Here is a 26,611-nt window from a genome sequence, read left to right as displayed (position 1 = left end):
GGGGGCGCGGCGGCGGGCGTCCCCAGGCCGCGGGCGGCGCGCGGGCCCGCGCGCCCCCCCCCCCCACACTGCTGGTCAGGTGTCGGCTTGTGTCTGTTTACCCGGTCAGACCGTGACGGGGGCGCCGAGCATCGCGGAGGCGTGCTGCACCGCGCTGAGAATGCCCAGCGGCGCTGCCTTGGGAACGGCGCGGCAGGTGAAGCCGAGCTGAGCCATGGCCCGCAGGACTTCGGCGGCGCTGAAGTCACGACGGTCCTGGCGCGTGATGACCTCGCCGACCTGCTTGACGGGGTAGTGGCGACGACCGATGATCACCGATTCACCGGTGACCGGCTCGGGCTTGATGCCCTTCATCGATTCCAGCACGCCGCCCTTGGTGAGCTCGAAGGGGAAGCGGGCGATGACGCAGCGCATGTGGCCTCACAGAGAGAAGGAAAGAACGGCTCGACCAGGGGCGAGGTGCTTCAGCGGGAGAGGGCGAGGATGCCCAGGGCGCTGCCTTGCTCGTCGACCACCGGCAGGACACCGAGCCGACGGGTGCGCATCGCGTGCTCGGCTTCGGCCATCGTGGTCACGGGTGAGGCGAACGAACCGTGGTCGCCGAGGATGTCGCGCAGGCGGACACGGTCCGTGTAGTCGGAGTTGTCACGGACGGCGGCGAGTTCGGTCCGGCTGACCAGGCCGGTGCACTGGCCGTCCTGGTCACAGACGACCAGCCGGTCCGTGCGGGCGGCGGCCATGACGGCCAGCGCCACCTCGACGCTCATGTCGTCACAGACCTGCGGTCCGGCCGCGTCCATGACCTCCGCCGCCGTCCTGTGCACCGAATCGGCGTCCTCCGGGCGGGGCTGCGTCTGAACCAGCGTCAAAGGTGCCTCCTGCAGAGATGGGCCGGATTCCTGATCACGAAGGGCCTAGGCCGCCGCGCCGACGACAGACCGGCGCACGGGCGTGCGCCGGGTCGCCGAGGCGGGGCTGCGTCGGCCTCGGGAGGTGGCACCGCGCTTGGGGCGTTCGACCACCGGTGCGGTGATGACGACCGGGATGCCAGAGGGGGCCTGCGCGCCGGTGATCCGGTTCAGGGCCTCATCGCCCGCGCGGACCTGGGTGGTCTGCGGCCGGATTCCGGCGTCCGACATCAGACGGACCATGCCTCGGCGCTGGTTCGGCGTGACCAGGGTGACGACGCTGCCGGACTCGCCGGCGCGGGCGGTACGGCCGCCGCGGTGGAGGTAGTCCTTGTGGTCGGTCGGCGGATCGACGTTGACGACCAGGTCGAGGTTGTCGACGTGGATGCCGCGCGCCGCGACGTTGGTCGCCACCAGCACGGTGACGTGCCCCGACTTGAACTGCGCCAGCGTGCGGGTGCGCTGGGGCTGCGACTTGCCGCCGTGCAGCGCGGCGGCCCGTACCCCGCTGTTGAGCAGGTCCTGGGTCAGCCGGTCGACGGCGTGCTTGGTGTCCAGGAACATGATCACGCGACCGTCCCGGGCGGCGATCTCCGTCGTGGCGGCGTGCTTGTCGGCGCCGTGGACGTGCAGGACGTGGTGCTCCATCGTCGTGACCGCACCGGCCGACGGGTCGACGGAGTGCACGACGGGGTCGGTCAAATAGCGGCGTACCAGCAGGTCGACGTTGCGGTCCAGGGTGGCGGAGAACAGCATCCGCTGCCCCTCCGGGCGCACCTGGTCGAGCAGCGCGGTGACCTGGGGCATGAACCCCATGTCGGCCATCTGGTCGGCCTCGTCCAGCACCGTGATGCCCACGTGGTTCAGCCGGCATTCGCCTCGGTCGATGAGGTCCTTGAGCCGACCCGGCGTCGCGACGACGACCTCCGCTCCGCCGCGCAGCGCGCTGGCCTGCCGGCCGATCGACATGCCGCCCACCACGGTGGCCAGCCGCAGCCGCACGGAGCGGGCGTACGGGGTCAGCGCGTCGGTCACCTGCTGTGCCAGCTCACGCGTGGGTACGAGGATCAGCCCCAGCGGCTGGCGGGGCTCGGCACGCTGACCAGCGGTGCGGGCGAGTAGAGCGAGGCCGAAGGCCAGGGTCTTACCGGAACCGGTGCGGCCGCGTCCCAGGACGTCACGGCCCGCCAGGGAGTTCGGCAGCGTCGCTCCCTGGATCGGGAACGGTGCGGTCACACCCTGCCTGCCGAGTTCGGCCAGTAGTTGCTCGGGCATGTCGAGATCGGCGAAGCCCTCGACGGCGGGCAGCGCGGGGGTGATCGTCCTGGGCAGCGCGAACTCACCCTGCACTGGGGCGGGCCGACGTCCGTAACCGCCGGAACGGGCAGGCCCGCCGGAACGGCGCGATGTCTGCGAGCCGTAGCCGCTGCCGCCCCTTCCGGCATCGGCACGGCCGTCACGGGTGCGGGTGGAGCGATCTTTCGTGTACGTGCGGTTCATGCGGAACCTTCCTCGATGTGGCACATATCAAGGAATTCCCGCTGCGATGAACGGCACGGAAAATTACAAGTATGGACCGGTGGCAAAAGAAAGCAGATCTGGCCGGCCGAAATCTCCGGGGGCGCAGGTGCTGGAATTGGTGACGCGAGGGGGACCTTGAGATCCAGGCGCCGGCTGTGGGGCAGCCCTTCAGGATGCGCCTACGCTCTGAGGGAGGAACCGCTTGTGGTGGTACTGCGGATTCCTCCGGGAGCGTCCCGCGGGTGAAAGCCGCTGCGGAAACGCGTGCAGCTGGGGCCCGCACCCCGGAGGATGCGGGCCCCAGCTACAGATGGTGCGTGAGCGTCAGGCGGGAACGATGTTCTCGGCCGTCGGGCCCTTCTGGCCCTGCGCGATGTCGAAGGTCACCTTCTGGCCCTCGAGCAGCTCACGGAAACCCTGCGCAGCGATGTTCGAGTAGTGGGCGAACACGTCTGCGCCGCCACCGTCCTGCTCGATGAAGCCGAAACCCTTTTCCGCGTTGAACCACTTCACGGTACCAGCAGCCATGTCATATCTCCTTTGGGGCAGTGCATCGGCGTCCGCACTGCGCGAACGCCATGTCGCCGCGATGATTACCCCGCCCGGAAACGACCGGAAATACAAAAGCGCTCCCGACCGGCAGAAGCCTCGCGGGGGCACTTGAAGTTTTGGGAACCACAACTGCAACTGAGATGGACAATAGCACGCCGGAACGGCCCATGCACGTTGGATAATTCCGCTCTGCTCTTCGCGGCAAAAATTCCCGCTGCATGGCCCTCCAAAAACTGATCCCTCGGGAACAGATATTGATTCACTCGGCGTTCAACGCCTCAGGAAGGGTGGCCAATCGGCGCGCTGCGCGACGGCCGGGGAAAAGCAGCTGCCGCCAGGAAACGCAGCTGCGAGACTGTGGGGATGACCACGCAGCGGACGCCGTTCCCGGTCCCCCGTGAGCGAGCCCACCTGTTCAGTGTGGGTGAGGCGCCCGGTCATGACGGTGGACGGCCCGGGTGATCAGGCTCTCGCGGTGCTGGGATGAGCCGTTCGCACTCCCGCGCATGCCGACGGGACGCCTTCGAGTACTACTCCGACAGAGTGGCCAGGCAGGCCGGCGGTGGGACGTGTGCTGATGACCGTCAACTGAAGCGTCCGTACGCATCACATTCCGACAACCGGGCCGATAGGCCAGGACGCTTCTTCCAACGTTTGTTCGATCCAGATGGGGCGTATTCCTGCGACGATGGCGGCCGCCTTCAGCGCCTCCAGCCGTGCCTTCACGCACACCGCCGACGCCCATACGTCGGGCGGGCCGCTGCCCAGCTGCCCGTGTCGCCTCGCGGCAGGGCCGCTTCGGCGAGCACCACCACGCCACCGCCATCAGGTGTGTCGGTGACGGTGTGTCCAAGCTGGACCAGCAGTCCTACTACTGCGGTCTGCACAATCACTCTCATGCTGTCGTTGCTCGCTGCACGGCCCGCCTGGTCACGGGCGAGCGCGGTGAACCCGTCCGAGGCCGCCCAGCTGACCAAAGCCCCCGCAGAAACCTCGGTCACCCGCAGCCCCGGAACCCCGCTGTTCGCGTCGCCCAACACCTCAAAGCCGGCCTGGACCAGGCAAGAGCTCACCCGGGAAACGAGATCAGCCGGGGCCCCCAGGCAAAGTGCAACTGGTCAGAGCACACATCACCAACTACCGGTCCGTCGAGGACTCCGACATATTCGACGTCGAGAGTGACGTCACCTGCCTCGCCGGCCAGAACGAGTCGGGCAAAACGACCCTTCTCCAGGCGCTCCTCCGGGTCAACCCCGTGGAGCCCACCACCTTCGACGAGGTGGTCGACTTCCCCGCCCGCAAGATCCGCGACCGCAAGCAGCTCCGGCCGGCAAGAAGATCCCCGTGGTCCAGGCGACCTTGCGCCAGGAAATCAACTCCGACATGACGGCCTCCTCGGACACCACAATGTCGAGGTCGATGATCGGTTTGGCGGCGCACCCGGGCACGGCCGTACTGCCGACATGCTCGATGGACACAGCCAGATCCGCGACGTGAGGTGCCAATCGCCGCCGCAGTTCCTCGAACCGCTCGGACCATCGGGGGGCGTAGTCACTGACCACGATCATGCCAGTCATGTCGGCAGTCTCGCAGGATCGCCGGGACCCTCGCATCCGGCGGAGATCCCTGGCTATCGCGTACCGAGCCGTAACGTCTGGCAGGGCGCCGGCCCGTCCGGTTGTTCCGAGCGACGGATGGAAGGACGCCCGTTCCCGCAGTCATCGCGGCGGGAACAGGTACGCCGCGTTCAGGCATGTGGCAGTAGCCGTTCGATGCCGGTCTTCAGTGACGGTTCGCCTGCCCAGGGCGGGTTCGCACCGGCGACGGAACAGGTCAGGGCTGCGACGCGGGCGGCGAAGGCGCAGGCTTCGGTGACGTCTTGGAGGCTCAGCCGGTCGAGCCGCCCGCCCAGGTGGCCAAGTGCGGCGAGTCGGTGCAGCAGGCCCGCGGTGAAGGAGTCGCCGGCGCCGACGGTGTCGACGACGTTGACGGCCGGAGCCGGGACGGTGACGCGAAGGCCGTCGAGGGAAGCGAGCGCGCCGCGTGAGCCGAGGGTGATGACGACGAGGCCTGCGCCGGCGGCGTGCCAGGTGTCGCAAGCCTCTTCAGGGCTGGCGCCAGGGAGGAGCAGGGCGAGGTCGTCCTCGCTGAGGCGGAGGATGTCAGCGAGGGCACACCAGCGTGGGAGCCGGTCGCGGTAGGCGGGGGGCGGTACGAGCAGGGGTCGGACGTTGGGGTCGATGGACACGGTGACGTGCTCGTGTGCCTTGGCGAGGTGGTCCTCGATGCGGCTGCCGCCGGGTTGACGTATCAGTGCCAGGGAGCCGGTGTGCAGGCAGACGGTGCCGTCGTGTTGGGTGGCGGAGAGTTCGTCGGCGGTCCACTGCCAGTCGGCGGTGCTGTCGGCGTGGAAGGTGTAGGTGGCCTGGCCGGTCTCGTCGAGGGTGGCGACGGCGAGGGTGCTGGGCTCGGGGGCGGTCACGCTGCCGCTCAGGTCGACGCCGGAGTCGCTGAGGCGGCTGCGGAAGAGCGTGCCGAAGACGTCGTGGGAGAGCCGCCCGAGGAAGCGCGTGGGAGTACCGAGCCGGGCAAGGGCGACGGCGGTGTTGGCGGGGCCGCCACCGGGCAGGGCGCGCAGGGCGAGTTCGCTCGGGCCGGACAGGGCGGGGTCGGTGAAGGCGTCGGCGACGCACTCACCGAGGACGGTGACACCGCTGGGGGACTCGAGTCGAGCCATGGGACGGTCTGCCTCTCTGGGAAAGCGCGCGGGGCTGCCGCGGTCCGCGCATGGGCTTTGGTGGCCGGTGCCAGGCGGCCCGGGCGTACGTACGGGCGAAGGGACACCGCACGGTGGCCTAATGCAGGCCCATGCCTAGGTATTGACATGCCGTGCGAAACGCCCGTAACTTCCTGGCAACCTACCACTAACGCGCGTTATTAAAGCGCGAAACTAGAGGCAATGTCGCGCCTCCTGTGGCTTACCGGACACGAGAAGTAGCCACGGGCGAGACACGCCGTGTGGTCATGAGCGAGGGTGCGGGTGCCTCGCTGGCCACGGTCTCCTACGTCTCCAGAAAGGAACACCGAGCGTGGAGCATCGCCATCTGGGCGGCAGCGGCATGCTGGTCAGCGCCATCGCCTACGGGAACTGGGTCACCCATGGCTCGCAGGTCGACCAGGACGCGGCCACGGCCTGTGTACGCGCCGCTCTCGACGCCGGCATCACCACCTTCGACACCGCCGACGTGTACGCGGAGACCCGGGCGGAGGAGGCACTGGGCGCCGCCCTCAAGGGCGTGCGCCGTGAGGGTGTCGAGATCTGCACCAAGGTCTACTTCCCGACCGGCCCGGGCAAGAACGACCGCGGCCTGTCCCGCAAGCACATCATGGAGTCGATCAACGGCTCGCTGCGTCGCCTGGGCACGGACTACGTGGACCTCTACCAGGCTCACCGCTACGACTACGCCACTCCACTCGAGGAGACGATGGAGGCCCTGGCCGATGTCGTCCACTCGGGCAAGGCGCACTACATCGGCGTCTCGGAGTGGAAGCCGCAAGAGATCAGGGCCGCGGCGCAGCTGGCCCGGGAGCTGAAGATCCGTCTGGTGTCCAACCAGCCGCAGTACTCCCTGCTGTGGCGTGTGATCGAGCCGGAGATCGTCCCCGTCTGCCAGGAGCTGGGCATCGGCCAGATCGTGTGGTCCCCGCTCGCCCAGGGCGTACTGACCGGCAAGTACAAGCCGGGAGCGCAACCGCCGTCCGGGTCCCGTGGCACCGACACGAACGGTGGCAGCGACGCGGTGGCCGGATGGCTGCGCGACGAGGTCCTCGCCCGGGTCCAGGAACTGGTTCCGCTCGCTGCCGAAGCAGGCATGTCGCTGGCGACCCTGAGCCTGGCGTGGGTGCTGCGCAACACGAATGTCTCCGCGGCCATCGTCGGAGCATCCCGCCCCGAGCAGATCGCTGAGAACGCCAAGGCGGCGGACGTCACGCTGGACGACGCGTTGGTCAAGCGCGTCGACGAGATCCTCGATCCCGTCATCGAGCGCGACCCCGAGCGCATCGACGTGTTCGCCAAGCGACCCTGAGCCGCATCCCTCGGCGCGCTCGCCGGTGAGTCACAGCCATGCCGTGACCTTGGCCGTCTCGCGCGATGTCGATGGCACCGAGGAGGCGTGTGGTTCCGTCCCTCTTCGTTACCGGCGTGTATTGACATGCCGCATAAGGCGGCCGTAACTTCCCAGCAACACTGAAGTAACGCGCGTTATTAAAGCGCGAAACCGGAGGGGCCACAGCGCACCTCCACCGACCGAAGGGGACTGAAAGTGGCCACGAACAAGACGCAGCGCGTGACCATGAGCGATGTGGCTCAACGCGCGGGTGTCTCGCGGACCACGGTCTCCTTCGTCCTCAACGACAAGCCCGGCGCCGCCATCCCTGACGAGACCCGTCGGCGGATCCTGGAGGCGATCGAGGAGCTCGGCTACCGGCCCAACGCCGGGGCGCGGGCGCTGGCCGCCAACCGCAGCGGCTGGTTCGGTCTGATCACCGAGATCGTGACCGGCCCCTTCGCGGCGGAGGTGATCACGGGCGCGCAGAGCCGCGCCTGGGGTGACCGGAGGTTCCTGCTGATCGCCGCGAGCGAGGGCGATCCCGTGCAGGAGGCCGCCGCGCTCGACCAGATGCTGGAGCACCGCGTGGAAGGGCTGCTGTACGCCACGACCTGGCACCGGGCCGTCAGCCTGCCGAAGGCCGCCCGCGAGGTGCCGACGGTGCTCGTGAACTGCTACGACGCGGCAGGAGAGCTGCCGTGCATCCTGCCCGACGAGGTGTCGGGCGGATACAAGGCGACCCGCCGGCTCCTGGACGCCGGTCACACCCGCATCGGGTTCATCAACCTCGACCCGGCGATCCCGGCCGCCATCGGCAGGCGCGACGGGTACGAACGTGCCCTGCGCGAGGCCGGGATCACCCCCGACCCCTCCCTCGTCATCCCCGGCTGGGCCACCGCCGACGGCGCCTACACCGCCGCCTGCGAACTGCTGGACCGTCCGGCCGCCGATCGGCCGACCGCTCTGTTCTGCGGCAACGACCGGATGGCGATGGGTGCGTACGACGCGATCAAGGAACGTGGACTGCGCATCCCGCACGACGTGGCCGTGGTGGGGTTCGACAACCAGGAACTCATCGCCGCCTATCTGCGGCCGAAGCTGACGACGCTCGCCCTGCCCTTCGAAGCCATGGGCACCAAGGGCGTCGACATGCTCGCCGCCCTCGCAGCGGGGCAGCCGCTCGACACCCACCGGGTGACGATCGACTGCCCGCTGCTCGAACGCTCGTCGGTCTGACTGCGAATCAGTCCGCCGAGTAATCCCATCCCGTCTTCGTCCTGTGTGTTGAAGAGAGGAAAAGAGTCTCCATTATGGCACCCTCCATCGCCCCGCGGCGGCTTCGGCCCGCCCTGAGAGCGGTCACCGCGACCGCCGCCGCAGCCCTGGTCCTGTCCGCCTGTACGGGTGGCTCGGGCGCCGCCGGCGCCGGTGACACCTCCGGCAACCAGCTGCTCACCATCCCGCGCGAGGACCTGGCGACGTTCACGCGCAACTTCAACCCGCTCTCCCCGCAGGCCGCCCCTATGACCCTGCAGGCGGTCTACGAGCCGCTGGCGGTGCACAGCATGGCGGATGCCAAGGACACGCCGTGGCTGGCCACCAAGTGGGAGCAGGCCAAGGATGGCAAGTCCCTCACCTTCACGTTGCGCGACGGCGTCAAGTGGTCGGACGGCAAGCCGCTCACCGCCGACGACGTCGTCTACACCTTCGAGCTCCAGAAGAAGGTGCTGGGCGGCTTCGACTACCTCGACACGGTCACCGCGGTCGACGCCCACACGGTGAAGTTCTCCTTCAACAAGGCGTTCTCGACCGCCTTCTACGAGATCAGCGGCCACTACATCCTGCCGAAGCACATCTGGTCCAAGGTGAAGGACCCGGCGAGGTTCACCAACCCGAACCCGGTCGGCACCGGCCCGTACACCAAGATCGAGAAGTTCCAGAGCCAGTCCTACGAGCTGCGCAAGAACCCCGACTACTGGCAGCCGGACAAGCAGCAGATCGCCGGCATCCAGATGCTCGCCTTCTCCGGCAACGACAGCGCCAACATCGCCTTCACCAACGGCGAGGTGGACTGGACGCAGTCGTTCATCCCGGACATCGAGAAGTCCTTCGTCGCCAAGGACAAGAAGCACAACCACTACTGGTTCCCGGCCACCGGCGCCATGATCAACTGGCAGCTGAACACCACCAAGGCGCCGTTCAACGACCCGGCCGCGCGCAAGGCGCTCAGCATGGCCGTCGACCGCGACCAGATCACCAAGGTCGCGATGAACGGCTACGCCGAACCCGCCGACTGCACGGGCCTGGCCCACACCTACGACAAGTGGCGTGACACGTCGCTGGCCGCCTCCTGCACCTGGACGAAGTACGACACCGACGCGGCAGCCAAGGCCCTCGACGCGGCCGGCTACAAGGAGAGCGGCGGCAAGCGGAAGCTGAAGAACGGCAAGAACTTCACCCTCGACATCTCCGTCGGCTCCGCCTCCTCCGACTGGATCTCCGTCGCCAACATCATCAAGCAGGACCTGGCGAAGGTCGGCATCACCGCCACCGTGAAGACGCCCGACTGGTCGGCGGTCTCGTCCTCGTACAACACCGGCACCTTCGACACCGGCATCGTGTGGAGCAACAACGGCGCCACCCCGTACGAGTACTACCGCGGCGTGATGTCGACCAAGATGGTGCAGCCGGTCGGCAAGCAGGCCACGGAGAACTACCACCGCTTCGGCGACAAGAAGGCCGACAAGCTCATCGACGCCTTCGCCGCCGCCACGGACGAGAAGACGCAGCGCGAGCAGACGAACGGCCTGCAGGAGCTGTACAACAAGGACGCGCCCGTCGTCCCGCTGTTCACCGGCCCCGAGTGGGGCGCGTACACGGACGCCCGCTTCACCGGCTGGCCCACCGAAGAGAACCCGTACGCCACCCTCGGCAACCGCAACGGCAGCACGATCCTCGTGCTCACCTCGCTGAAGCCCGTCAAGAGCTGACGCACGGATCGGCGGCCGTCCTCCTCCCCGGACGGCCGCTCCCCACCGCACCCCCGCACCCCCTACGACAGGAGCACGACCCGTGCGTCTCATCCTGCGCAACCTGGGGTTCTATCTGCTCGCCTTCTGGGCCTCCCTCACCCTGAACTTCGTGCTCCCGCGCTTCATGCCGGGCGACCCGGTCTCCCGGATGTTCGCGCAGGCCCAGGGCACGATGCAGCCCGACCAGATAGCCCAGTTGCGGAAACTCTTCGGCCTCGACCACCGCCCCCTGTGGGAGCAGTACCTCAGCTACATCAAGAGCGTCTTCACCGGCGACCTCGGCATCTCCATCACCCGCTTCCCCACCCCGGTCACCGACGTGATCGGCTCGCAGATCGGCTGGACCCTGCTCCTCGGTGGCGTCGCGCTCGTCATCGCGGCCGTGCTCGGCAACCTGCTCGGCATCGTCGCCGCCTGGCGGCGCGGCGGCGTCCTCGACTCCGCCTTCCCGCCCCTGCTGATCTTCGTCGGCTCGTTCCCCTACTTCTGGCTGGCCATGGGCGCGCTGTACCTGTTCGGGGTGAGCCTCGGCTGGTTCCCCATGCGGCACGCCTACGACGTCGGACTGACCCCCGGCTTCAACGGCGAATTCCTCTCCAACGTCGCCACCCACCTGGTGCTGCCCGCGCTGACCATCGTGCTGGTCTCCATCGGCGGCTGGATGCTCGGCATGCGCAACACCATGATCGCCACTGCGGCCGAGGACTACATCACCATGGCCGAGGCGAAGGGGCTCAGCCCCTCGCGGATCATGTTCCGCTACGCCGCCCGCAACGCGCTGCTCCCCTCCGTCACCAACTTCGGCATGGCGCTCGGCTTCGTCGTCGGCGGCGCGCTGCTCACCGAGGTCGTGTTCGCCTACCCCGGCATCGGCTACCAGCTGCTGATGGCCGTCCAGGGCCTGGACTACCCGCTGATGCAGGGCATCTTCCTGACGATCACGGCGGCGGTGCTGATCGCGAACTTCCTCGTCGACCTCGTCTACGTCCGCCTCGACCCGCGCGTCCGCGTCCGCTGAAGGGGGCTGCCGACATGACCGCCATCGAGATCGCGACGGCCACCACGCCGACCACCCCCGCACGCACCTCCCGCCGACGCGGACTGGTGCGCCAGCTCATCGACAGCAAGAAGGCGTTGACCGGTCTGATCCTGCTCGCCGTCTTCGCGCTGCTGGCCCTGCTCGCACCCGTCCTCGCACCGGGCGACCCGTCGCTCATCAACTCCACGGGCAGTCAGGCCCCCTCGGCCGCACACTGGCTCGGTACGACCGCCAAGGGTCAGGACGTGCTCGCCCTCACCCTGTGGGGTGCGCGCAGTTCGCTCTTCGTCGGGTTCACCGTGGGGCTCGTGGCGACGGGCGTCGCCATCGTCGTCGGCCTCGCCGCCGCGTACTTCGGCCGCATCGTGGACGACGCGCTGACCCTGGTCACCAACGTCTTCCTGCTGCTGCCTGGCCTGCCGCTGCTCATCATCCTGGCCGCGTTCCTGCCGCCCGGGACCTCCACCGTGATCCTGGTGCTCGTCGTCACCGGCTGGGCGGGCTCGGCCCGGGTCCTGCGGGCGCAGGCCAAGTCGATCCGGGGCAAGGACTTCGTGGCCGCGGCCGTCGTCACCGGGGAGCGCCCGCTGCGGATCATGTTCCTCGAGATCCTGCCCAACATGGCGTCCGTGGTGATGACCACGCTGCTCGGCTGCGTGATCTTCGGCATTGGCGCCCAGGCCGGCCTGGAGTTCCTCGGCCTCGGCGACAGCAGCGTCGTCAGCTGGGGCACCAACCTGTACTGGGCCAGCAACGACGGCGCGCTGATGACCGGCACGTGGTGGGCCTTCGTCCCCTCCGGACTGTGCATCGCGCTCGTCGCCTTCGCGCTCGCGCTGGTCAACTACGCGGTCGACGAGATCACCAACCCGAGGCTGCGCAACCGCCGTGCCCGACGTGAGAGGAGGGGCTGAGCCATGGAACCCGTACTTGAGGTGAGCGGCCTGCGCGTCGAATACCGCAGCGACGGACGCACCGTCGTGGGCACCGACGACGTCTCCTTCTCCATCGGCGCCGGAGAGATCTTCGGCCTCGCCGGGGAGTCCGGCTGCGGCAAATCGACCATCGCCAACGCCGTGATGCGGCTGCTGAAGCCCCCGGCGGAGATCACCGCCGGCAGCATCCGCTTCCAGGGCAGGGACGTCCTCGCCCTGGACCCACGGGAGCTGCGCGCCTTCCGGTGGCAGGAGATCGCCATGGTCTTCCAGTCGGCGATGAACTCCCTCAACCCCGTCCTGACCATCGGCGAGCAGATCGTCGACATCTTCACCACCCACGAGAAGTTGAAGAAGCGGCTCGCGCGGGAGCGGGCCGGCGAGCTGCTTCAGCTGGTCGGCATCGACCCGGGAAGGCTGAAGGCGTACCCGCACCAGCTCTCCGGCGGCATGCGCCAGCGCGTGGTCATCGCCATGGCCGTCGCACTCCACCCCCGGCTGCTGATCATGGACGAGCCGACCACCGCGCTCGACGTGGTCGTGCAGCAGGAGATCATGGCGCAGATCCGCGACCTCCAGCGGGAGCTGGGCTTCTCCATCCTGTTCATCACCCACGACATGTCCCTGATGATCGAGCTGTCGGACCGCATGGGCGTGATGTACGGCGGACGGATCGTCGAACTCGCCGACGCCAAGGACCTGTTCGCGGGGCCGCTCCACCCCTACACCGAAGCGCTGATGAACGCCTTCCCGCCGCTGACAGGCCCGCGCCAAGAGCTCACCGGCCTCTTCGACGCCCCGCGCACCGCCGACAGCTGCGGCTTCCACGTCCGCTGTCCCGAGGACCGCTCGGACTGCTCCATGAACATCCCCGACCTGCGCGAGATCGCCCCCGGCCGGTGGGTGGCCCAGAGTGCCCAGGGAGCCCCGCGATGACCCAGCCCCTGCTGTCCGTACGCGGTCTGACCAAGGACTTCCAGGTCGGCACCGTCTTCTCCCGGCGCCGCGTCCGTGCCGTCAACGACGTGTCCTTCGACCTGCCGGCCGGCCGGATCACCGCCCTGGTCGGCGAGTCCGGCAGCGGCAAGTCCACCATCGCCCGCTGCCTCGCCCGCCTCGAACAGCCCTCCGCCGGACAGGTACTGCTCGACGGCCAGGACATCCTGCGCACCGAGCCGCGCCGGGCATCACGGGCGTACCGCCGCAAGGTCCAGATGGTCTTCCAGGACCCCTTCGGCTCACTCAACCCCGTCCACCGCATCGAGCACTTCCTCACCCGGGCCCTCGTCCTGCACGGCCACTCCGCCACACCAGAGGCGCTGCGCGAGCTGATAAAAACGGTCGGCCTGACCGAGGACATGCTCCAGTCCTACCCGCACGAACTCTCCGGCGGCCAGCGTCAGCGCGTCTCCATCGCTCGCGCGTTGGCGGTGGACCCGCGCCTCATCCTGGCCGACGAACCGACGTCGATGCTGGACGTCTCCGTGCGTGTCGGCGTGCTCAACCTGATGCGGCGCCTGCGCGACGAGCGGGACATCGCCATGCTCTACATCACGCACGACCTGGGCTCCGCCCGCTACCTCGCGGACACCACGATGGTCATGTTCGCCGGCGAACTCGTCGAGGGCGGAGACGCGTTGGCGGTCATGGACGCCCCCGCCCACCCCTACACCCGTCTACTGCTGTCCGCCGTACCCGACCCCGAACGGGCCGGCAGCTACGACCCCGTCGAGCGCGCGAGGCTCCGCGAGGCGATCCTCAACCCCACGTCCTGCCCCTACGGCGACGACGGCGCGTGCAGCCGCACCGAGCCCGTCCGCCACATCGTCGGTGAAGACGACGGACAGCCCCACTGGGTGCGCTGCCATCTGCGCGCACCCGCCTCCGACATCGCCCGCCGCGTCCTGAAGGCCACCGACCGGCCGGACGGCGAGGCCACCGACGACACCGAGAAAGCGGAGACCACCGCCGCATGACCCACGACCTCACCCTCCCCGCCGGCAGTCCCACCGCCGAGGGGCTGGCCGAGCGCGCCCTGCGCGACCCCCACCGCCCCTGCTTCCACTTCACCTCGCCCGGCGGCTGGCTCAACGACCCCAACGGGCTGAGTCACTGGAACGGCGTCTACCACCTCTTCTACCAGTACAACCCGCTCGCCGCCGCCCACCACCGCATCCACTGGGGCCACGCGACCAGTACCGACCTCGTGCACTGGGCCGATGAGCCAGTCGCCCTGGTGCCAGGCTCGGACGGCCCGGACCGCGATGGCTGTTGGTCCGGTGTCCTGGTGAACGACGGGGGAGTGCCTACGCTCGTCTACTCGGGCAGGCACGGAGACCACGAACTCCCCTGCGTGGCCAGGGGATCGGCCGACCTGCGGTACTGGACCAAAGACCAGGCCAACCCGGTCATCACCGCTCCGCCCGAGGGCGTCGACATCACGGCCTTCCGCGACCACTGCGTCTGGCGGGAGGGCCAGGTGTGGCGCCAGCTGGTGGGCTCGGGCATCCGGGGCGTCGGCGGAACGGCCTTCCTGTACGAATCCGACGACCTGCGCAGCTGGCGCTACGTCGGCCCCCTGCTGACCGGCGACGCCTCGCAGAACCTGGGCGAGCTCGACTGGACCGGCACGATGTGGGAGTGCGTCGACCTCTTCCGGCTCGGCGAGGACGAGGAGGCCGGCAGTACCGACGTGCTGGTCTTCTCCGCCTGGGACGAGGGCACCACCCACCACCCCCTGTACTGGACCGGCCGCTACGAGGGCGACACCTTCACCACGACCGCCCTCCACCGCCTCGACTACGGCGGCCGCTACTTCTACGCCCCCCAGTCCACCCGTGACGAGCACGGCCGCCGCATCATGTTCGGCTGGCTCCAGGAGGGCCGGACGGACGAGGCGAACGCGCAGGCCGGGTGGTGCGGCGTGATGTCCCTGCCGAGGGTCGTCACGCTCGCCACGGACGGCGGCCTGCATCAGGCCCCGGCGCCGGAGCTGACCGAGCTGCGGCGGGAACGCGTGGAGGGGGCGCCGGGCCCGCTGACGGACGCGTACACCCCGCTGCACGCCGTGCGCGGAGACCAGGTGGACATCGAGACGACCCTGCGCCTCGCCCCCGGAGCCACCGCCCGGCTCGTGGTCCGCGAAACACCGGACGGCGCGGAACGCACGGTCGTGGAGGTGAGCAGGGCCCACGACGGAACAAACGGCACCCTCCGTCTGCACCGCGAGAACAGCAGCCTCGACCCGACCGTCGACACCGAACCCAGGTACGGCGACCTGCCGTTGGGCACCGACGGCCGGGTGGACCTGCGCGTCCTCGTCGACCACTCCGCACTGGAGATCTTCGCGAACGGGCGGCCCCTGACCGCCCGCGTCTACCCCACCCGCCCCGACGAAGCCGTCGGCGTCGGCATCGGTGCCGACGGCGACGTGACCCTGGAGCGGTTCGACGCCTGGCAGATGGCGTCGGCCTTCACCGACGGACCCCGGCCGCTCTGGCCGTGACGGTCTTACAGCCGGCTACGGCCCGGGGGGACGTCCCCCCGGGCCGTGGCCCACCCTCCCCTGCTCTCCTCAGGAGCTGCCATGAGCGTGTCCCGCCGTACCCTCCTGCTCGCCGGAGGAACCGCCGCCACCCTGCTGCCTCTCGGAGGCATCCTCCCCGCAGCACAGGCCGCCCCGAGCGCCGCCGGAGCAACGCCCGCCGCCACCCCGATTCCCGACCCCATCCCCGTCACCGGCACCTGGACCCGCACCTCCGACGGCGGCCAGAAGGCGACCGCCGGCCGTCGCGGGCCCGCCCTCTCCCTGTCCGAGCAGCAACTCGCGGCCAAGGGCACGTACGCGGCCCGCGTCACGGCCCAATCCTCCTCCGCCGTAGGCGCGTTGGTGTTCCGGGCAGCCCTGGACGGCTCGACCGGATACGCGGTCGCCCTCGACCCCGGCCGCGCCCGCATACGGCTCTACGACCTGGCCGGCGGCGACACACTCGCCACCGCGCCGCTGCCGGGCGCGCGGACCGCAAGACCCTATGACCTCGAAGTGGCAGTCGACGGATCCGAGCTGACGGTGCATGTCGACGGCAAGCGGCTCCTCCACACCGAGGACCACCGCCACGACACCGGCTCGGTGGGCCTGCTCGCCCAGGGCGGCACGGTCACCTTCGGCCCGCCCTCCCTCTCCTCAGTCACCACCAACCTCACCGGCTGGACCACGAGCGGCGGCACCTGGACGGCGAGTCCGCTGGGCTGGCGCGCGGCCCCAACCCAGAAATCTACCGCCCGCGCCATCACCACGACCAGGACCTACGACACCGCGCTCCAGGCCGACCTGCTCCTGCACGACGCCTCCGCCATCGCCTCACTGCTGGTGCGCACCGACGCCACGGCCACGCACGGCTACGGCGTCCAAGTCGACGCGGACCAGGGCAGGCTGCGGCTCTACCGCATCGACGGCAACGTCACGCTCGGCACCTACGCGACCACCATCAAGGCCGACACGGTCTACCGCCTGCGCGTCGAAGCCGAACACGACGAACTGCGCGTGCACTGGCAGACCAACTTCCTCTCTCCCGACGGCTACAGCCCCGTCATCACCGCCCAGGACTCCACCCACACCAAAGGCCGACTCGCCGTCACGGCATCGGCCGGAGCGGTGTCCTTCGAGAACATCGCCGGGGCCGATCTCGCCACCGGCCTCCAGGGCTGGACGGCCCGCTCCGGCACCTGGACCCCCGACCTGCGCGGCATCCGCGGCGAGAACGGCCTGCGCACGGCCCCCTTCACCGACGGCGACCTGGTGGCGAGAGCCGACATCACACCCGGCGGCCCCTCCTCCTCGGCCGGCCTCGTCCTGCGCGCGTCCGCGAACGGCTCCGGCGGCTACGAAGCCCGCCTGGAAGCCGGCCGCAATGCCGTCGTCCTGCTGGACCGCTCCTCCGGCGCCCGCCTCGCCTCCGCCTCCGGCCCGGTCCGGCGCATCGCGTCCGGCGGCACGTACCGCGTCGAGGCCCGCGCGACGGGCAGGACGATCGAGGTGTACGTGGACGGTGTACGGGCGCTGAAAACCCGCGTGTCCCGCACCACGGGCGCCACCTTCGGCACCACGGCCGCGCACAGGGCGTCGTACTTCCAGAACGTCGAGGTCCGCAGCACCGCCGACTACTTCACCGAGCCGTACCGCCCCACATACCACTACTCCCAGCTCACCGGCTCCACCAGCGACCCCAACGGCCTGGTCTACTACGACGGCGAATACCACCTCTTCCACCAGGACCAGGGCCGCTGGGCGCACGCGGTCAGCACCGACCTCGTCCACTGGCAGGCCCTGCCGATCGCTCTGCCCTGGAACGCCTACGGCAACTGCTGGTCGGGCTCGGCGATCGTCGACGCCGACGACACCTCCGGCCTCTTCGACGGCGGCTCGGGCCTGATCGCGTACTACACCAGCTACCACCCGGACAAGCCGGGCGGAAACGCCAGCGTGCGCATCGCCTACAGCAAGGACAAGGGCCGCTCGTGGCAGTGGCACGGCGGCTCAAATCCGGCCGTGCAGAACCCGGGAGGCCCCGACGCCGGCTGGACCTTCCGCGACCCGAAAGTCATCCACGACGAGGCTCACGACCAGTGGCTGATGGTCGTCTCCGGCGGCGACCACATCCGCTTCTTCACCTCCGCCGACCTCCTCACCTGGACCCAGGTCAGCTCCTTCGGCTACGGCGACTGGGCCACGCCCGGCGTCTGGGAGTGCCCCGACTTCTTCCCGCTGCCGGTCGACGGCGACAAGGACAAGGTGAAGTGGGTCCTCACGCTGAGCACCGGTGCCGTACGCGCCACGAACGGCTCGGCCGCCCAGTACTTCACGGGTGAGTGGAACGGCACCGGTTTCACTCCCGACCAGAAGGCCGGCACGGTCCTGCGCGCCGACTCCGGCCGTGACTACTACGCCGCCATGTCCTTCTACGGTCTGCCCGACGACCGCCGCGTCTGGCTCGGCTGGATGAGCAACTGGGACTACCCGTTCAGCGCCCCGACCGGCGGCTGGAACGGCCGGCTGAGCACCCCCCGCGAACTGACCCTCACGGACACCGCCGACGGCGTACGCCTGGCGCAACGCCCGGTCCCGGAGCTGGTCACGCTGCGCACGTCCACCACAACTCGCAAGGACCTCGCCGTCGGCCCCGACTCCGCGAACCCGCTCGCGGGCGTCACTGGCATCGCCTACGAGATCGAGGCCGAGATCACCCTCGGCACCGCCACGGAGATCGGCTTCCAGCTCCGGACCGACGACGACGAGCACACGACAGTCGGATTCGACGCCGAGGCGCAGGAACTGTTCGTGGACCGCTCGGCATCGGGTCTGAGCGACTTCACGCAGTACTTCGCGGGCCGCACGACCGCGCCGATGAAGACGACCGACGGCCGCGTGACCCTGCACGTGTACGTCGACTCGTCCTCGGTCGAGGCATTCGGCGCGGACGGCCGGGCCGCCGTGACCAGCCTGATCTTCCCCACGCCGGACGCCAGCGGCATGGCCTTCTACGCCAAGGGCGGCACCGCGCACATCGACTCGCTCAAGGTGCACAAGCTGGACAGCACCTTCCGCCTGGTGGATCGGGTGAAGCCGCTGGTGGCCGCCCCGACCGGCGGTGAATTCCGCTCGGACCTCGGCAAGTTGACGATCACCCCCGCCGGCCGCTGGTCGACGGACAGCGCGGGCCGCGCCGGAAGCTTCGACAAGGACTCCAACGCGATCTCGTCCCGTATGGCGGCGGACTTCGACCTCACCACCCTGGTCCGGCTCGGCGGCTCCGACCCGGACACAGGCGGCGCCCTCTCCCTCCTCTGGCGCGCCTCCTCCGACGGCACCGATGCCTACTGCCTCAACTTCGACCCCGACCTACGCGTGATCCGCCTGGTCGCCAAGGCCAACGGCTTCTTCGACGACGGCGCCGCCCTCGCCCGCGTCCCGGCCCTGCTCCGCCGCGGCACGACCTACCCCGTCCGCATCCTCACCGAGGGCGACCGCATCCAGGTGTTCCTCAACGGTGAGCGGATCGTCGATGTGACGGACACGACGTACACGAGCGGACACATCGGCCTCAACGTGTTCGGAGGGAGGGCGGCGTACCAGGACACCTACGCGAAGGAGCTGTGACCGCCGGAATACCTAGCCAGGAGAGTTACTCCTCGTCCGGTTCATCACGCTCGGGCGGCTGGTCGTAGGCGCTCAGGAGCCCTTCGCATCGTGCGCGCCAGCGCAGCCGATCTCACTGCGACGCCGCGCCGGAGCGCTCCGGCGCGGCCTCGTGGTCTCACGGCTCCGCACAGAGGTCCCGTCAGGATGGTTCCCGGCGGGGCTTCGCCGTATCACAGCCCCTATGAGCGGGGTCCTGGCTGTAGCTGTTTGACCAGGTGGAAGACCGCCCGGGCCGCGTAGCGTTTGAGGCAAGGGACGATTTCGCGACGGGACTTACCCTCCTTGATCGGCGCTCGTAGTCGTCCTGAGCGCGTGGGGTCGACGGCCCCGCAGGAGCGATCACCATCACCATCCGCCGAGCATCCCCGCGGGGGCGCGGGGTCGACGCGGCTGATCAAAACTACGGTCGACGTGTACGGGCACCTCGTCCCATGCGCTGCGGATCCGCCTGCGGCGTCCATCGCTCGCGCCTTCCGGCGGCCGCCCTCGGGCAGCAAGCACGGCGGCGGCGGTGCGTAGTGCTGCCAGATGAGCCGTGGCGAAACGACCATTCGCAGACTCCATCGCAGATGCCTCTTGCAGTTCAGCCTCTGCCTGGGCCAGCAGCTCCAGCGCAGGACGAGGAACGGTCCCCTGACGCCTGCGGGCTCTCGCAGCGAGATCCATCAACTCTCGAAGGCGAGATATCAGCGCCTCTGGGACGCTGGTGGCTGCCAAAGCGTCATCCAGCTGGTGTGCGACCGTTCCAACCGTTCGTTCCGCATCGGCGATCTCGTCGAACGCGCGGTATACGAGCGCCACAGCCTCAACGGTCTGGGCGTCCGCACCAGCCGCGAGGTGGAGGCGAATTTCCGCTAGGCACTGTGCGACTGCCGTAGAGGTCCCAGCGACGTCATTGACGTCCTTCCCATAGGTGAAACGGATAACGGTGCCGCCATGGCCATCCGAAACAGCACCCTCTTTGACCGCAGATCGTCGACCATTGCCCGACGCCATCACACCCCCGAAGCCAACACGAATGTTGCACACGGCGCCCTCACCAGTGGTGGCGTAAGGCCGCGCGATCCGCCCGAGGTTATCGCGCGGGGAACCTCCAGGACCCGTGCGAGCCGGACATGCGACGCGGGCACTCACCGCAGGTTCCGCCGGCGGGCACCATTGCGGGACGGTGGCATACAAGCGGCCTCGTCCGAAGGGCCAGGTGCAACCGCGACTGCTCTGGTAGATACCGGAAGAGCGCGGCCTGGTACGCGACCCCGTACAGCGCATCGGCCCGTTCCCGGATCGCTCGCCATGCAGTCGACATGCTGTTTCCTCTGTATCCAGGGCCGCCGACGCACTGGCCGCACGACTGCCCACGGGCGCCGCCTGACGGACCCGGGACCTGCTCGTACCGATCTGGCCCGCTGCCCTGACCAGGAGAAATGGGCAGATCAGGTGATGCTGCGCAGACTCGGGGAAGAAGGTGCGGCAACCGACAGGAGGTTGCTGTGAAGGGTGGAGATCTGGAACTGGGCGAATTGCTGGCCGCTGCGGAAGCGGCCCCGCCCGGTGAGTCCGTCGACGTCGTGGCACACGACCTGCAAAAGCGTTTCGGTGCCGAGCACGCGTCCTTCCTGTTCGTCGACCTCATCGGCCAGCGGCTGGTACGCCTCGCCGCGGCCGGCGATGAGGCCGCCGACCCTGGCGAGCCGATCGCCTTGCAGGGCAGCGTCTACGACAGCGTTCTGCAGAGCCAGCGCCAGCATGTGGAACCGGACGGACAGGGCGGGCGGCGCGTCATCACGCCGGTCACCAACCGCGGCGACTGCATCGGCGTCCTGGAGGTGACCCTGCAGTCCGCCGACGACACCGTGCTCCGACAGGTCCGCGACGCGGCCCACGCACTGGCCTACATCATCGTCACGGACCGCCGCTTCACCGATCTGTACCACCTGGGCCGGCGCACCACCAGGACCAGCCTGGCCGCGGAGATCCAGCACCAGCTGCTTCCCTCGGCCCCCTGCTGCGAGGCGGCCCAGTTCACCCTCGCCGCCGGGCTGGTCCCGGCCGACGATATCGGCGGCGACACCTACGACTACACCCTCGACCGCGACACCCTGCACCTGTCCATCACCGATGCCATGGGCCACGACACCAACTCCGCTCTGCTGGCCACCTTGCTGGTCGGCGCGCTGCGGCGGGCACGTCGCAGCGGCTGTGACGCCCTCAAGCAGGCCCGCCACGCTCACGAGACCCTGCTGAGTCACAGCCGCGGCCTGGCCACCGGGCAGTTGCTGTGCGTCGACCTCGAAACGGGTTTGTGCGAACTGGTCAACGCCGGCCACCCCCGGCCGCTGCTGCTGCGTGACAACGCCGTCGAAGAGGTGAAACTCGCCGTCAACCTGCCCTTCGGGGTGGCGGAACCCACCACCTACCTCCTACAGGAACTGCACCTGCGTCCCGGGGACCGCCTGGTCCTGCTCACCGACGGAATGCAGGAGCGCGGTGCCGCGGCCGTCGACCTGGCCTCGGTCGTTCACGACACCCGGGCGCTGCACCCGCGAGAAGCCGTCCGGACCCTGACCGCCGCGGTGCTCGACGCCTGCCACGGCAGCCTCAAGGACGACGCTACGGTCCTGATACTGGACTGGCACGGCAATCGCAGCCGGCCAGCCGAGACCAGACCCGACCCGCAGCGATGAGCCGCAACGGCCTGCTCCTGAGTCCCTACTGAGAGCGGCGCCAGGTGACGTACCCCGGAGAGCGTCTTGAACGCGGCCGTTGGCCGTACGAAGCGAGTGTGAGCTGGGACGGGAGGGCGACTCGGCGGCAGGGGGTTGGGGAAACAGCCACTCGGGCTCTTCGCTGTCCCACAGCCGGCGAAGAGCCAGACGACCTCCCGCGCGCAGCGGCCCTCGCCCGACGCAAGACGTGACGATTCCACCATCGCCGTTCAGGGCCTGCTCGACGGTGGGGTGGCAGGGGATGAGCTCGTCGATGCCGACCAGTTGCAGCAGACGCATGACGGACCCCTGAGCTCCCGCGATGCGCAGCCATCCCTGAGCGTCGCTCACGCGCCGGTGGGCGGCCACGAAGACGTTGATCCCGCTGGAGTCCATGGAGGTCACGCCGCCGAGGTCTGCCACGATCCGGGGCGGCGGCGTGCTGTCCCCGGACATCTCGTGGCACGATGTGGTCCGCCTTTGTGCAGGCCCCCGCTATAGGGGCTTCGTGAGACGACGGAGCCCCTGTCCTCGGCGCGGACGGGCGCGTGACCTGGGCCTCTCGGGCGAGGTTCTCCTAGAGCGGGTGCTCGACGTTCCCGTCACCGAGACTGAACGTGAGCGTCTGACCGACCCTTTCGTACTCCTCCACGCCGGGCGCCTGGAAGAGGTCGAGCCGGGCCGTCTTCGTCAGCAGGTCAGTGAGCTTCCCCACGCCGGTCCCCTGGGCAGGAGCGACTTCCCCGATGGGCGCCATGGACTGAGGATCAACGCCGCCTTCCTTTGCGTATTCGGACGAGCTGACAATCTGCGGTCAGCTACCGACGCCACCGCCCGTTCAACTGAGTAGGGGCACTTCACCAGAGGGCCGAGTAGCCCCTCAGGGCCGTTTTCTCTCGGGGCCGCTTCCTTGGCGCCTATCGGCCATCGCCAGACGCACTCTGTCGCGCCTATGCAGGTCAGACAACTATTGGTCAATACGGGTCACGTCCTCAGTCGTGGTGTAGCCGATCACGACCGATGCCGCTCACGATTCCTCGCGGGCGTGCGTCGGCCACGGGCGCCTCGCTTGGCGGGTGTCAGTGCAGGAGTGAGGGTGCGAGCTTGATGGTCCGGGTCGGGCCGTCCTCGTCGAGGGCATGCGCCCCGATGCAGACCTCGTAGTCGCCGCGCCCGCGATGCTGAACGCGCCCTCGATTTCGTCCCATCGGGCGAGGACGCGGGGTTCTAGGCGCAGTTCGACCGAGCGGCTCTGGCCGGCTTCGAGGTGCACCCGGTCGAACGCGGCGAGACGCGGGACGAAGTCTGCGCCGTCCTGGCAAGCACGGCCGACGTAGACCTGGGGCACGGCCGCCCCGGCCCGCGTCCCGACCTGGCCGAAGAGGCCCGACAGGCCCATCCGGCCCTGCTCGACCACGGCACACATGGCTCCTGTGCGAACTGTTCCTCAACCACCAGCCCGGCGCCGAATACCCCGACGACCGCGCCCTGCTCCTCGCCCGCACGCACTCGCGCCGCTGACCCGCCCCACAGACGTGGCGCGAGCCGGGCGACCCAACACCTCAGGGATGGAGCCGGGCGTACCCGTCATCCGCGGCGTTTCACGCACCACGTCAGCCTTGTCCCAGCGGGTGCCGGTCTGGGGCCGCGGCTCGGGAACTTGCCGCTCGATCTCCAAAAGACGCGCTTGGGTCGAAGCGGTCGATCTTGCCCAACGATCCAGTGGTCGGCAGGACTCTTCCGCTCAGCAGCGGACGGTGTCGCTGCTGGCCGTGTCGGACAGGGCGAGGCGGGCCGTGATGCGTTTGCCGACCGGCTCCTGTTCGGTGAAGAGGTCCTGGGCGACGGCTTTGACGATCTCCAGGCCGTGCTGTCCGATCCTGTCGGGATCGGCGGCCCGGGCAGCGGGCACGGTGGGGCCGCTGCCCCACACGACGACGTCCACAGTGTGGGCGGTGATGCGCAGTTCCACCAGGACGGGGCCGGGGGCGTATTTGAGGGCGTTGGTGACCAGCTCACTGACCACCAGCTGCGTGAGGTCTCTTGCGCGAGCGGGCACGGGCAGGCGGTGATCGGCGTGGGCCTGGTCGAGGAAGGCGACAGCGTGGTGGCGGGCGTCGGCTATGCAGCCGTCGCCTCCGTCCAAGGCGTAGCCGGCTCGCATCAGGTACTGATCTCCGGTGGAGCCGACACCGTCGGCATGGGATCCCACGTATCTCGCCCTCACTCCCCCGCTGACGTGGGCAAGTACCCGCGGCAGCGTCATGCATGTCACCGGAGGTGTTGTCCGGCAGGGCTGCCTGGGCGCATACCGCCGCGGCGGTGGCGCAGGATCGTCCGGGCATGCCCTGAGTGGGCAAGCCTAGGCGCAGCCGAGGAGACGTGAGCGACATCCGCAAGGATGACCGGCCAGGCCGGCTCTCCATCCAGCAAACACTCTCAGAGTGAAGCGAGATCGCATGGAGACTGCGGGAGGAGGGCCGGTCTCCCCGATCCCTCCAAGTCGTCACCAGGGGCGAGTACCACCTGCCGCACCGACGACGGCACGACGAACCACTCCTGGAAGGGGGGGATAACCCCTCAGTCCTGTTTTCGATCCCTCGCGGTGAAACGCCGGGCGGTTCCTTCAGTGAGGCAAATTACAAGGGCAGATTCCGTTTCGGCTTCCCCGCGACACGACGGCACGGCACACGATCAACAAGTCTTGTCCCATGGCAACCTGCGGTCCAGCACGACGACTTGGAGCCGGAGGTACACCGCTCGTGGCGGCGAACATTAATCCCACTGTGAGGAGACGCCGTCTGGGCGCCGAACTCCGCCGGCTCCGCATGGCCAGTGGGCTGAAGAGCACAGAAGTGGCCGGGCGGCTCATGGTCTCCCAGCCAAAGATCAGTCACCTGGAGAACGGCAACCGTGCCATCAGCCCGCGCGACGTGCGCGACCTGTGTGCGCTCTACGGGGTGACGGACCAGCAGGTCATCGATGCTCTGATGCAGATGGCCAAGGAATCCGGACAGCAGGGCTGGTGGCATGCCTACGGCGACATCCCCCAGAGCGTCTATATCGCCCTGGAGACTGACGCCGCCTCTCTCCACACCTACGAGCCCATGGTGATCCCCGGGCTGCTACAGACTCCCGCCTACGCCCACGCGGTCATCGAGGAAACGATCCCCCAGCTCACTGTCGAACAGGTCGCCACGCGCCTCAAGGTGCGGCTGCGCCGGCAGCACCGGATCTACACCCCGGCCTGCCCGTTGCGCCTGTGGGTCGTCCTGGACGAATCGGTACTGCGCCGCGTCGTCGGCAGTCCCGACATCATGCGCGAACAACTGGATCATCTGAACGCGCTCGGCGCCGAGCCGCACATCACCGTGCAGATGCTCCCCTACACCGTGGGTGCCCACCCGGGCCTGTCAGGACATTTCTCCATCCTGCAGCTCACCGACGGCCCCGAGGCAGGGGTGGTGTACCTGGAACGGTTCACCAGCGACCTCTACCTGGAGAAGCGATCTGACGTACAGCACTACAGCATGCTGTACGACCACCTCCAGGCCCAGGCCCTCAGCCCCGACAGCACCCGCGATCTCATCACCGACGCCGCCAGGACATACTTCGACGCGGCAAGCCGCCGTGAGTGCAGTTTGCGAAGCTCCGGTGAGCATTTGCCCAGCTCAGGATCCGAACGCTGCGGAGGCGGGCCGGTGGCTGGAGTGAGGATCCGCTGACAGGCTTCGTCTGGCAATCGGTGAGAGCGCTGCACAGTTCGGGGCCCGTGTAGAGGTCCAGTTCGCCGAAGACGCCCGTCAAGGCCGTGTCACCGTCACGGAGAACCAGGTGGTGATACCTCCTGCGCATCTCATCGGGCGCCTCCCTTGTTCGCAGCGGCACCGGCAGGCACGGCGTCGGCCTTCGGCCGGCGAACTCCCCGGTACAGATGTGATCCGTGGACACACTGGCCCGACCCGCTGACAAGCCGGTTTGTGTCGTCATGTGGTGTGGTGGTGCGCATGCGCCCGAACATGCCGCTCACCTGCCCCGGCATTTGGCCTCGCCGCCTTCATGCTATCGGCAGCCGTGAGAAGTGCCTCGCCGAAAGCACACCGAGCGAGAGGGTGTACGGCTGCTGCGGGGTGGGGGTGGCAGGTGTGGTCATCGCCCCTCCTTCGGGCTAGCCACCCAGGCGATGCCGGGGCTGGTGCGGGCAAAGGTGACCACGGGCACGGTGGCGACCTGCTGGACGTCGTCCTCGCCGATCCACGTGATCTCTTCTTGGGGGTGGTCGTCGAACACGGTGGTGAACCGGAAAGCTCGACGGCCTACCTCAAGATCAGAAGAATCCATGATCCGGTTGGGTTTACTGTCGGAATTCCAGTCGCAACGGATGGTGCTGCTCATGCTCGCTGGTTGCGGCACTGTGTACGTCGCCTTCGAGCACCCGTCGTTCGGTACCCCCCTCGTCGTCGGTGTCGCCGTGGCTACTGCAACCGGAACGACCACCGCTCAATCGGGCCCGTCCCCGTACGCGGAGACCCCCGCCGGATCAAGCCGACGGGGGCCACATCGGTCACACCTGTCACGCGCGTGTCACCAACAGCCTCGACGCTCCTGA

Annotated in this window: 23 protein-coding genes and 2 pseudogenes; 13 read left to right on the top strand and 12 right to left on the bottom strand. The window is 68.8% G+C overall.

Annotation, left to right across the window (positions count from 1 at the left end; all coding sequences use genetic code 11):
• Nucleotides 1–105 precede the first annotated feature (105 nt).
• The 4 genes from ACWGJB_RS39115 to ACWGJB_RS39100 all read right to left on the bottom strand — a co-directional run bounded on the left by ACWGJB_RS39115 (nt 106) and on the right by ACWGJB_RS39100 (nt 2,957).
• Entirely contained in the window at nt 106–414 is a 309-nt protein-coding gene (locus ACWGJB_RS39115; RefSeq protein WP_453384795.1) for an SCO5918 family protein, read from the bottom strand.
• Between the two features lie 50 nt (nt 415–464).
• Nucleotides 465–869 carry a CBS domain-containing protein gene (locus ACWGJB_RS39110; RefSeq protein WP_453384794.1) on the bottom strand — a complete coding sequence of 135 codons (405 nt, stop codon included), beginning with the start codon at nt 867–869 and terminating at the stop codon, nt 465–467.
• A gap of 45 nt (nt 870–914) precedes the next feature.
• Complete coding sequence (locus ACWGJB_RS39105; protein ID WP_453384793.1) at nt 915–2,408, bottom strand: DEAD/DEAH box helicase; 1,494 nt, start codon at nt 2,406–2,408, stop codon at nt 915–917.
• Between the two features lie 345 nt (nt 2,409–2,753).
• Nucleotides 2,754–2,957: a cold-shock protein gene (locus ACWGJB_RS39100; RefSeq protein ID WP_023586116.1), complete on the bottom strand. Its 204-nt coding sequence runs from the start codon at nt 2,955–2,957 to the stop codon at nt 2,754–2,756.
• 1,132 nt (nt 2,958–4,089) lie between these two features.
• Between ACWGJB_RS39100 and ACWGJB_RS39095 the strand changes: the two genes are divergently transcribed.
• Nucleotides 4,090–4,368, top strand: a complete 279-nt coding sequence (locus tag ACWGJB_RS39095; RefSeq protein ID WP_453384792.1) for an AAA family ATPase — start codon at nt 4,090–4,092, stop codon at nt 4,366–4,368.
• A gap of 46 nt (nt 4,369–4,414) precedes the next feature.
• Here the strand turns inward: ACWGJB_RS39095 and ACWGJB_RS39090 are convergent.
• A pseudogene (locus tag ACWGJB_RS39090) lies at nt 4,415–4,549 on the bottom strand (GrpB family protein); the annotation flags it as partial.
• 179 nt (nt 4,550–4,728) lie between these two features.
• The gene (locus tag ACWGJB_RS39085; RefSeq protein WP_453384791.1) at nt 4,729–5,718 is read right to left on the bottom strand and encodes a carbohydrate kinase family protein; all 990 of its coding nucleotides are present in this window, start codon (nt 5,716–5,718) and stop codon (nt 4,729–4,731) included.
• A gap of 352 nt (nt 5,719–6,070) precedes the next feature.
• On the opposite strand from ACWGJB_RS39085, the gene ACWGJB_RS39080 reads away from it, so the two are divergent.
• The 9 genes from ACWGJB_RS39080 (at nt 6,071) to ACWGJB_RS39040 (ending at nt 19,255) form a co-directional block, all read left to right on the top strand.
• A complete protein-coding gene (locus tag ACWGJB_RS39080) occupies nt 6,071–7,069 on the top strand; it encodes an aldo/keto reductase family protein (protein WP_168500012.1) in 999 nt (332 codons plus the stop codon).
• Nucleotides 7,070–7,306: 237 nt separating this feature from the next.
• Nucleotides 7,307–8,329: a LacI family DNA-binding transcriptional regulator gene (locus tag ACWGJB_RS39075; protein ID WP_453384790.1), complete on the top strand. Its 1,023-nt coding sequence runs from the start codon at nt 7,307–7,309 to the stop codon at nt 8,327–8,329.
• 74 nt (nt 8,330–8,403) lie between these two features.
• The gene (locus tag ACWGJB_RS39070; RefSeq protein WP_453384789.1) at nt 8,404–10,083 is read left to right on the top strand and encodes an ABC transporter substrate-binding protein; all 1,680 of its coding nucleotides are present in this window, start codon (nt 8,404–8,406) and stop codon (nt 10,081–10,083) included.
• A gap of 82 nt (nt 10,084–10,165) precedes the next feature.
• Nucleotides 10,166–11,143, top strand: a complete 978-nt coding sequence (locus tag ACWGJB_RS39065; protein WP_093595270.1) for an ABC transporter permease — start codon at nt 10,166–10,168, stop codon at nt 11,141–11,143.
• A 14-nt stretch (nt 11,144–11,157) separates the two neighbouring features.
• Nucleotides 11,158–12,078 (top strand): ABC transporter permease, encoded by a 921-nt coding sequence (locus tag ACWGJB_RS39060; protein WP_067385377.1) that lies wholly within the window; start codon nt 11,158–11,160, stop codon nt 12,076–12,078.
• A gap of 3 nt (nt 12,079–12,081) precedes the next feature.
• Entirely contained in the window at nt 12,082–13,035 is a 954-nt protein-coding gene (locus ACWGJB_RS39055; RefSeq protein ID WP_453384788.1) for an ABC transporter ATP-binding protein, read from the top strand.
• Nucleotides 13,032–14,075, top strand: coding sequence for an ATP-binding cassette domain-containing protein (locus ACWGJB_RS39050; RefSeq protein ID WP_405883817.1), 1,044 nt, complete (start codon nt 13,032–13,034; stop codon nt 14,073–14,075). Before ACWGJB_RS39055 ends, ACWGJB_RS39050 begins: the two co-directional genes overlap by 4 nt.
• Nucleotides 14,072–15,604 (top strand): glycoside hydrolase family 32 protein, encoded by a 1,533-nt coding sequence (locus ACWGJB_RS39045; protein ID WP_453384787.1) that lies wholly within the window; start codon nt 14,072–14,074, stop codon nt 15,602–15,604. The genes ACWGJB_RS39050 and ACWGJB_RS39045 overlap by 4 nt, the downstream gene beginning before the upstream one ends.
• A gap of 81 nt (nt 15,605–15,685) precedes the next feature.
• Nucleotides 15,686–19,255, top strand: a complete 3,570-nt coding sequence (locus ACWGJB_RS39040) for a GH32 C-terminal domain-containing protein (RefSeq protein ID WP_453384786.1) — start codon at nt 15,686–15,688, stop codon at nt 19,253–19,255.
• 387 nt (nt 19,256–19,642) lie between these two features.
• On the opposite strand, the gene ACWGJB_RS39035 is transcribed toward ACWGJB_RS39040, so the two are convergent.
• Nucleotides 19,643–19,861 (bottom strand): SAV_6107 family HEPN domain-containing protein, encoded by a 219-nt coding sequence (locus ACWGJB_RS39035; protein ID WP_453384851.1) that lies wholly within the window; start codon nt 19,859–19,861, stop codon nt 19,643–19,645.
• 12 nt (nt 19,862–19,873) lie between these two features.
• Between ACWGJB_RS39035 and ACWGJB_RS39030 the strand changes: the two genes are divergently transcribed.
• Nucleotides 19,874–20,155: a hypothetical protein gene (locus tag ACWGJB_RS39030; RefSeq protein WP_453384855.1), complete on the top strand. Its 282-nt coding sequence runs from the start codon at nt 19,874–19,876 to the stop codon at nt 20,153–20,155.
• A gap of 632 nt (nt 20,156–20,787) precedes the next feature.
• Complete coding sequence (locus ACWGJB_RS39025) at nt 20,788–21,981, top strand: PP2C family protein-serine/threonine phosphatase (protein ID WP_453384785.1); 1,194 nt, start codon at nt 20,788–20,790, stop codon at nt 21,979–21,981.
• Nucleotides 21,982–22,230: 249 nt separating this feature from the next.
• Here the strand turns inward: ACWGJB_RS39025 and ACWGJB_RS39020 are convergent.
• From ACWGJB_RS39020 to ACWGJB_RS39005, 4 genes and pseudogenes are all read right to left on the bottom strand, one after another.
• Nucleotides 22,231–22,458 (bottom strand): annotated as a pseudogene (locus tag ACWGJB_RS39020) (STAS domain-containing protein); the annotation flags it as partial.
• Between the two features lie 121 nt (nt 22,459–22,579).
• Nucleotides 22,580–22,717 (bottom strand): hypothetical protein, encoded by a 138-nt coding sequence (locus ACWGJB_RS39015; RefSeq protein WP_453384784.1) that lies wholly within the window; start codon nt 22,715–22,717, stop codon nt 22,580–22,582.
• A gap of 312 nt (nt 22,718–23,029) precedes the next feature.
• Nucleotides 23,030–23,401, bottom strand: a complete 372-nt coding sequence (locus ACWGJB_RS39010; RefSeq protein ID WP_453384850.1) for a fibronectin type III-like domain-contianing protein — start codon at nt 23,399–23,401, stop codon at nt 23,030–23,032.
• A 345-nt stretch (nt 23,402–23,746) separates the two neighbouring features.
• Complete coding sequence (locus ACWGJB_RS39005; RefSeq protein WP_453384783.1) at nt 23,747–24,214, bottom strand: ATP-binding protein; 468 nt, start codon at nt 24,212–24,214, stop codon at nt 23,747–23,749.
• 550 nt (nt 24,215–24,764) lie between these two features.
• On the opposite strand from ACWGJB_RS39005, the gene ACWGJB_RS39000 reads away from it, so the two are divergent.
• Nucleotides 24,765–25,727 (top strand): helix-turn-helix domain-containing protein, encoded by a 963-nt coding sequence (locus ACWGJB_RS39000; protein WP_453384782.1) that lies wholly within the window; start codon nt 24,765–24,767, stop codon nt 25,725–25,727.
• Between the two features lie 424 nt (nt 25,728–26,151).
• On the opposite strand, the gene ACWGJB_RS38995 is transcribed toward ACWGJB_RS39000, so the two are convergent.
• The gene (locus ACWGJB_RS38995; RefSeq protein ID WP_453384781.1) at nt 26,152–26,397 is read right to left on the bottom strand and encodes a hypothetical protein; all 246 of its coding nucleotides are present in this window, start codon (nt 26,395–26,397) and stop codon (nt 26,152–26,154) included.
• Between the last annotated feature and the right edge of the window lie 214 nt (nt 26,398–26,611).

The organism is Streptomyces sp. NPDC054813 (genome assembly GCF_053611365.1).
This window is presented reverse-complemented; position numbering and strand designations above follow the sequence as displayed.

Coding starts and splice junctions, on each gene's coding strand:
- ACWGJB_RS39115 (WP_453384795.1), bottom strand. CDS start 414: ATGCGCTGCGTCATCGCCCGCTTCCCCTTCGAGCTCACCAAGGGCGGC.
- ACWGJB_RS39105 (WP_453384793.1), bottom strand. CDS start 2,408: ATGAACCGCACGTACACGAAAGATCGCTCCACCCGCACCCGTGACGGC.
- ACWGJB_RS39100 (WP_023586116.1), bottom strand. CDS start 2,957: ATGGCTGCTGGTACCGTGAAGTGGTTCAACGCGGAAAAGGGTTTCGGC.
- ACWGJB_RS39085 (WP_453384791.1), bottom strand. CDS start 5,718: ATGGCTCGACTCGAGTCCCCCAGCGGTGTCACCGTCCTCGGTGAGTGC.
- ACWGJB_RS39070 (WP_453384789.1), top strand. CDS start 8,404: ATGGCACCCTCCATCGCCCCGCGGCGGCTTCGGCCCGCCCTGAGAGCG.
- ACWGJB_RS39060 (WP_067385377.1), top strand. CDS start 11,158: ATGACCGCCATCGAGATCGCGACGGCCACCACGCCGACCACCCCCGCA.
- ACWGJB_RS39055 (WP_453384788.1), top strand. CDS start 12,082: ATGGAACCCGTACTTGAGGTGAGCGGCCTGCGCGTCGAATACCGCAGC.
- ACWGJB_RS39050 (WP_405883817.1), top strand. CDS start 13,032: ATGACCCAGCCCCTGCTGTCCGTACGCGGTCTGACCAAGGACTTCCAG.
- ACWGJB_RS39045 (WP_453384787.1), top strand. CDS start 14,072: ATGACCCACGACCTCACCCTCCCCGCCGGCAGTCCCACCGCCGAGGGG.
- ACWGJB_RS39040 (WP_453384786.1), top strand. CDS start 15,686: ATGAGCGTGTCCCGCCGTACCCTCCTGCTCGCCGGAGGAACCGCCGCC.
- ACWGJB_RS39035 (WP_453384851.1), bottom strand. CDS start 19,861: ATGGAGTCTGCGAATGGTCGTTTCGCCACGGCTCATCTGGCAGCACTA.
- ACWGJB_RS39010 (WP_453384850.1), bottom strand. CDS start 23,401: ATGGGCCTGTCGGGCCTCTTCGGCCAGGTCGGGACGCGGGCCGGGGCG.
- ACWGJB_RS38995 (WP_453384781.1), bottom strand. CDS start 26,397: ATGAGCAGCACCATCCGTTGCGACTGGAATTCCGACAGTAAACCCAAC.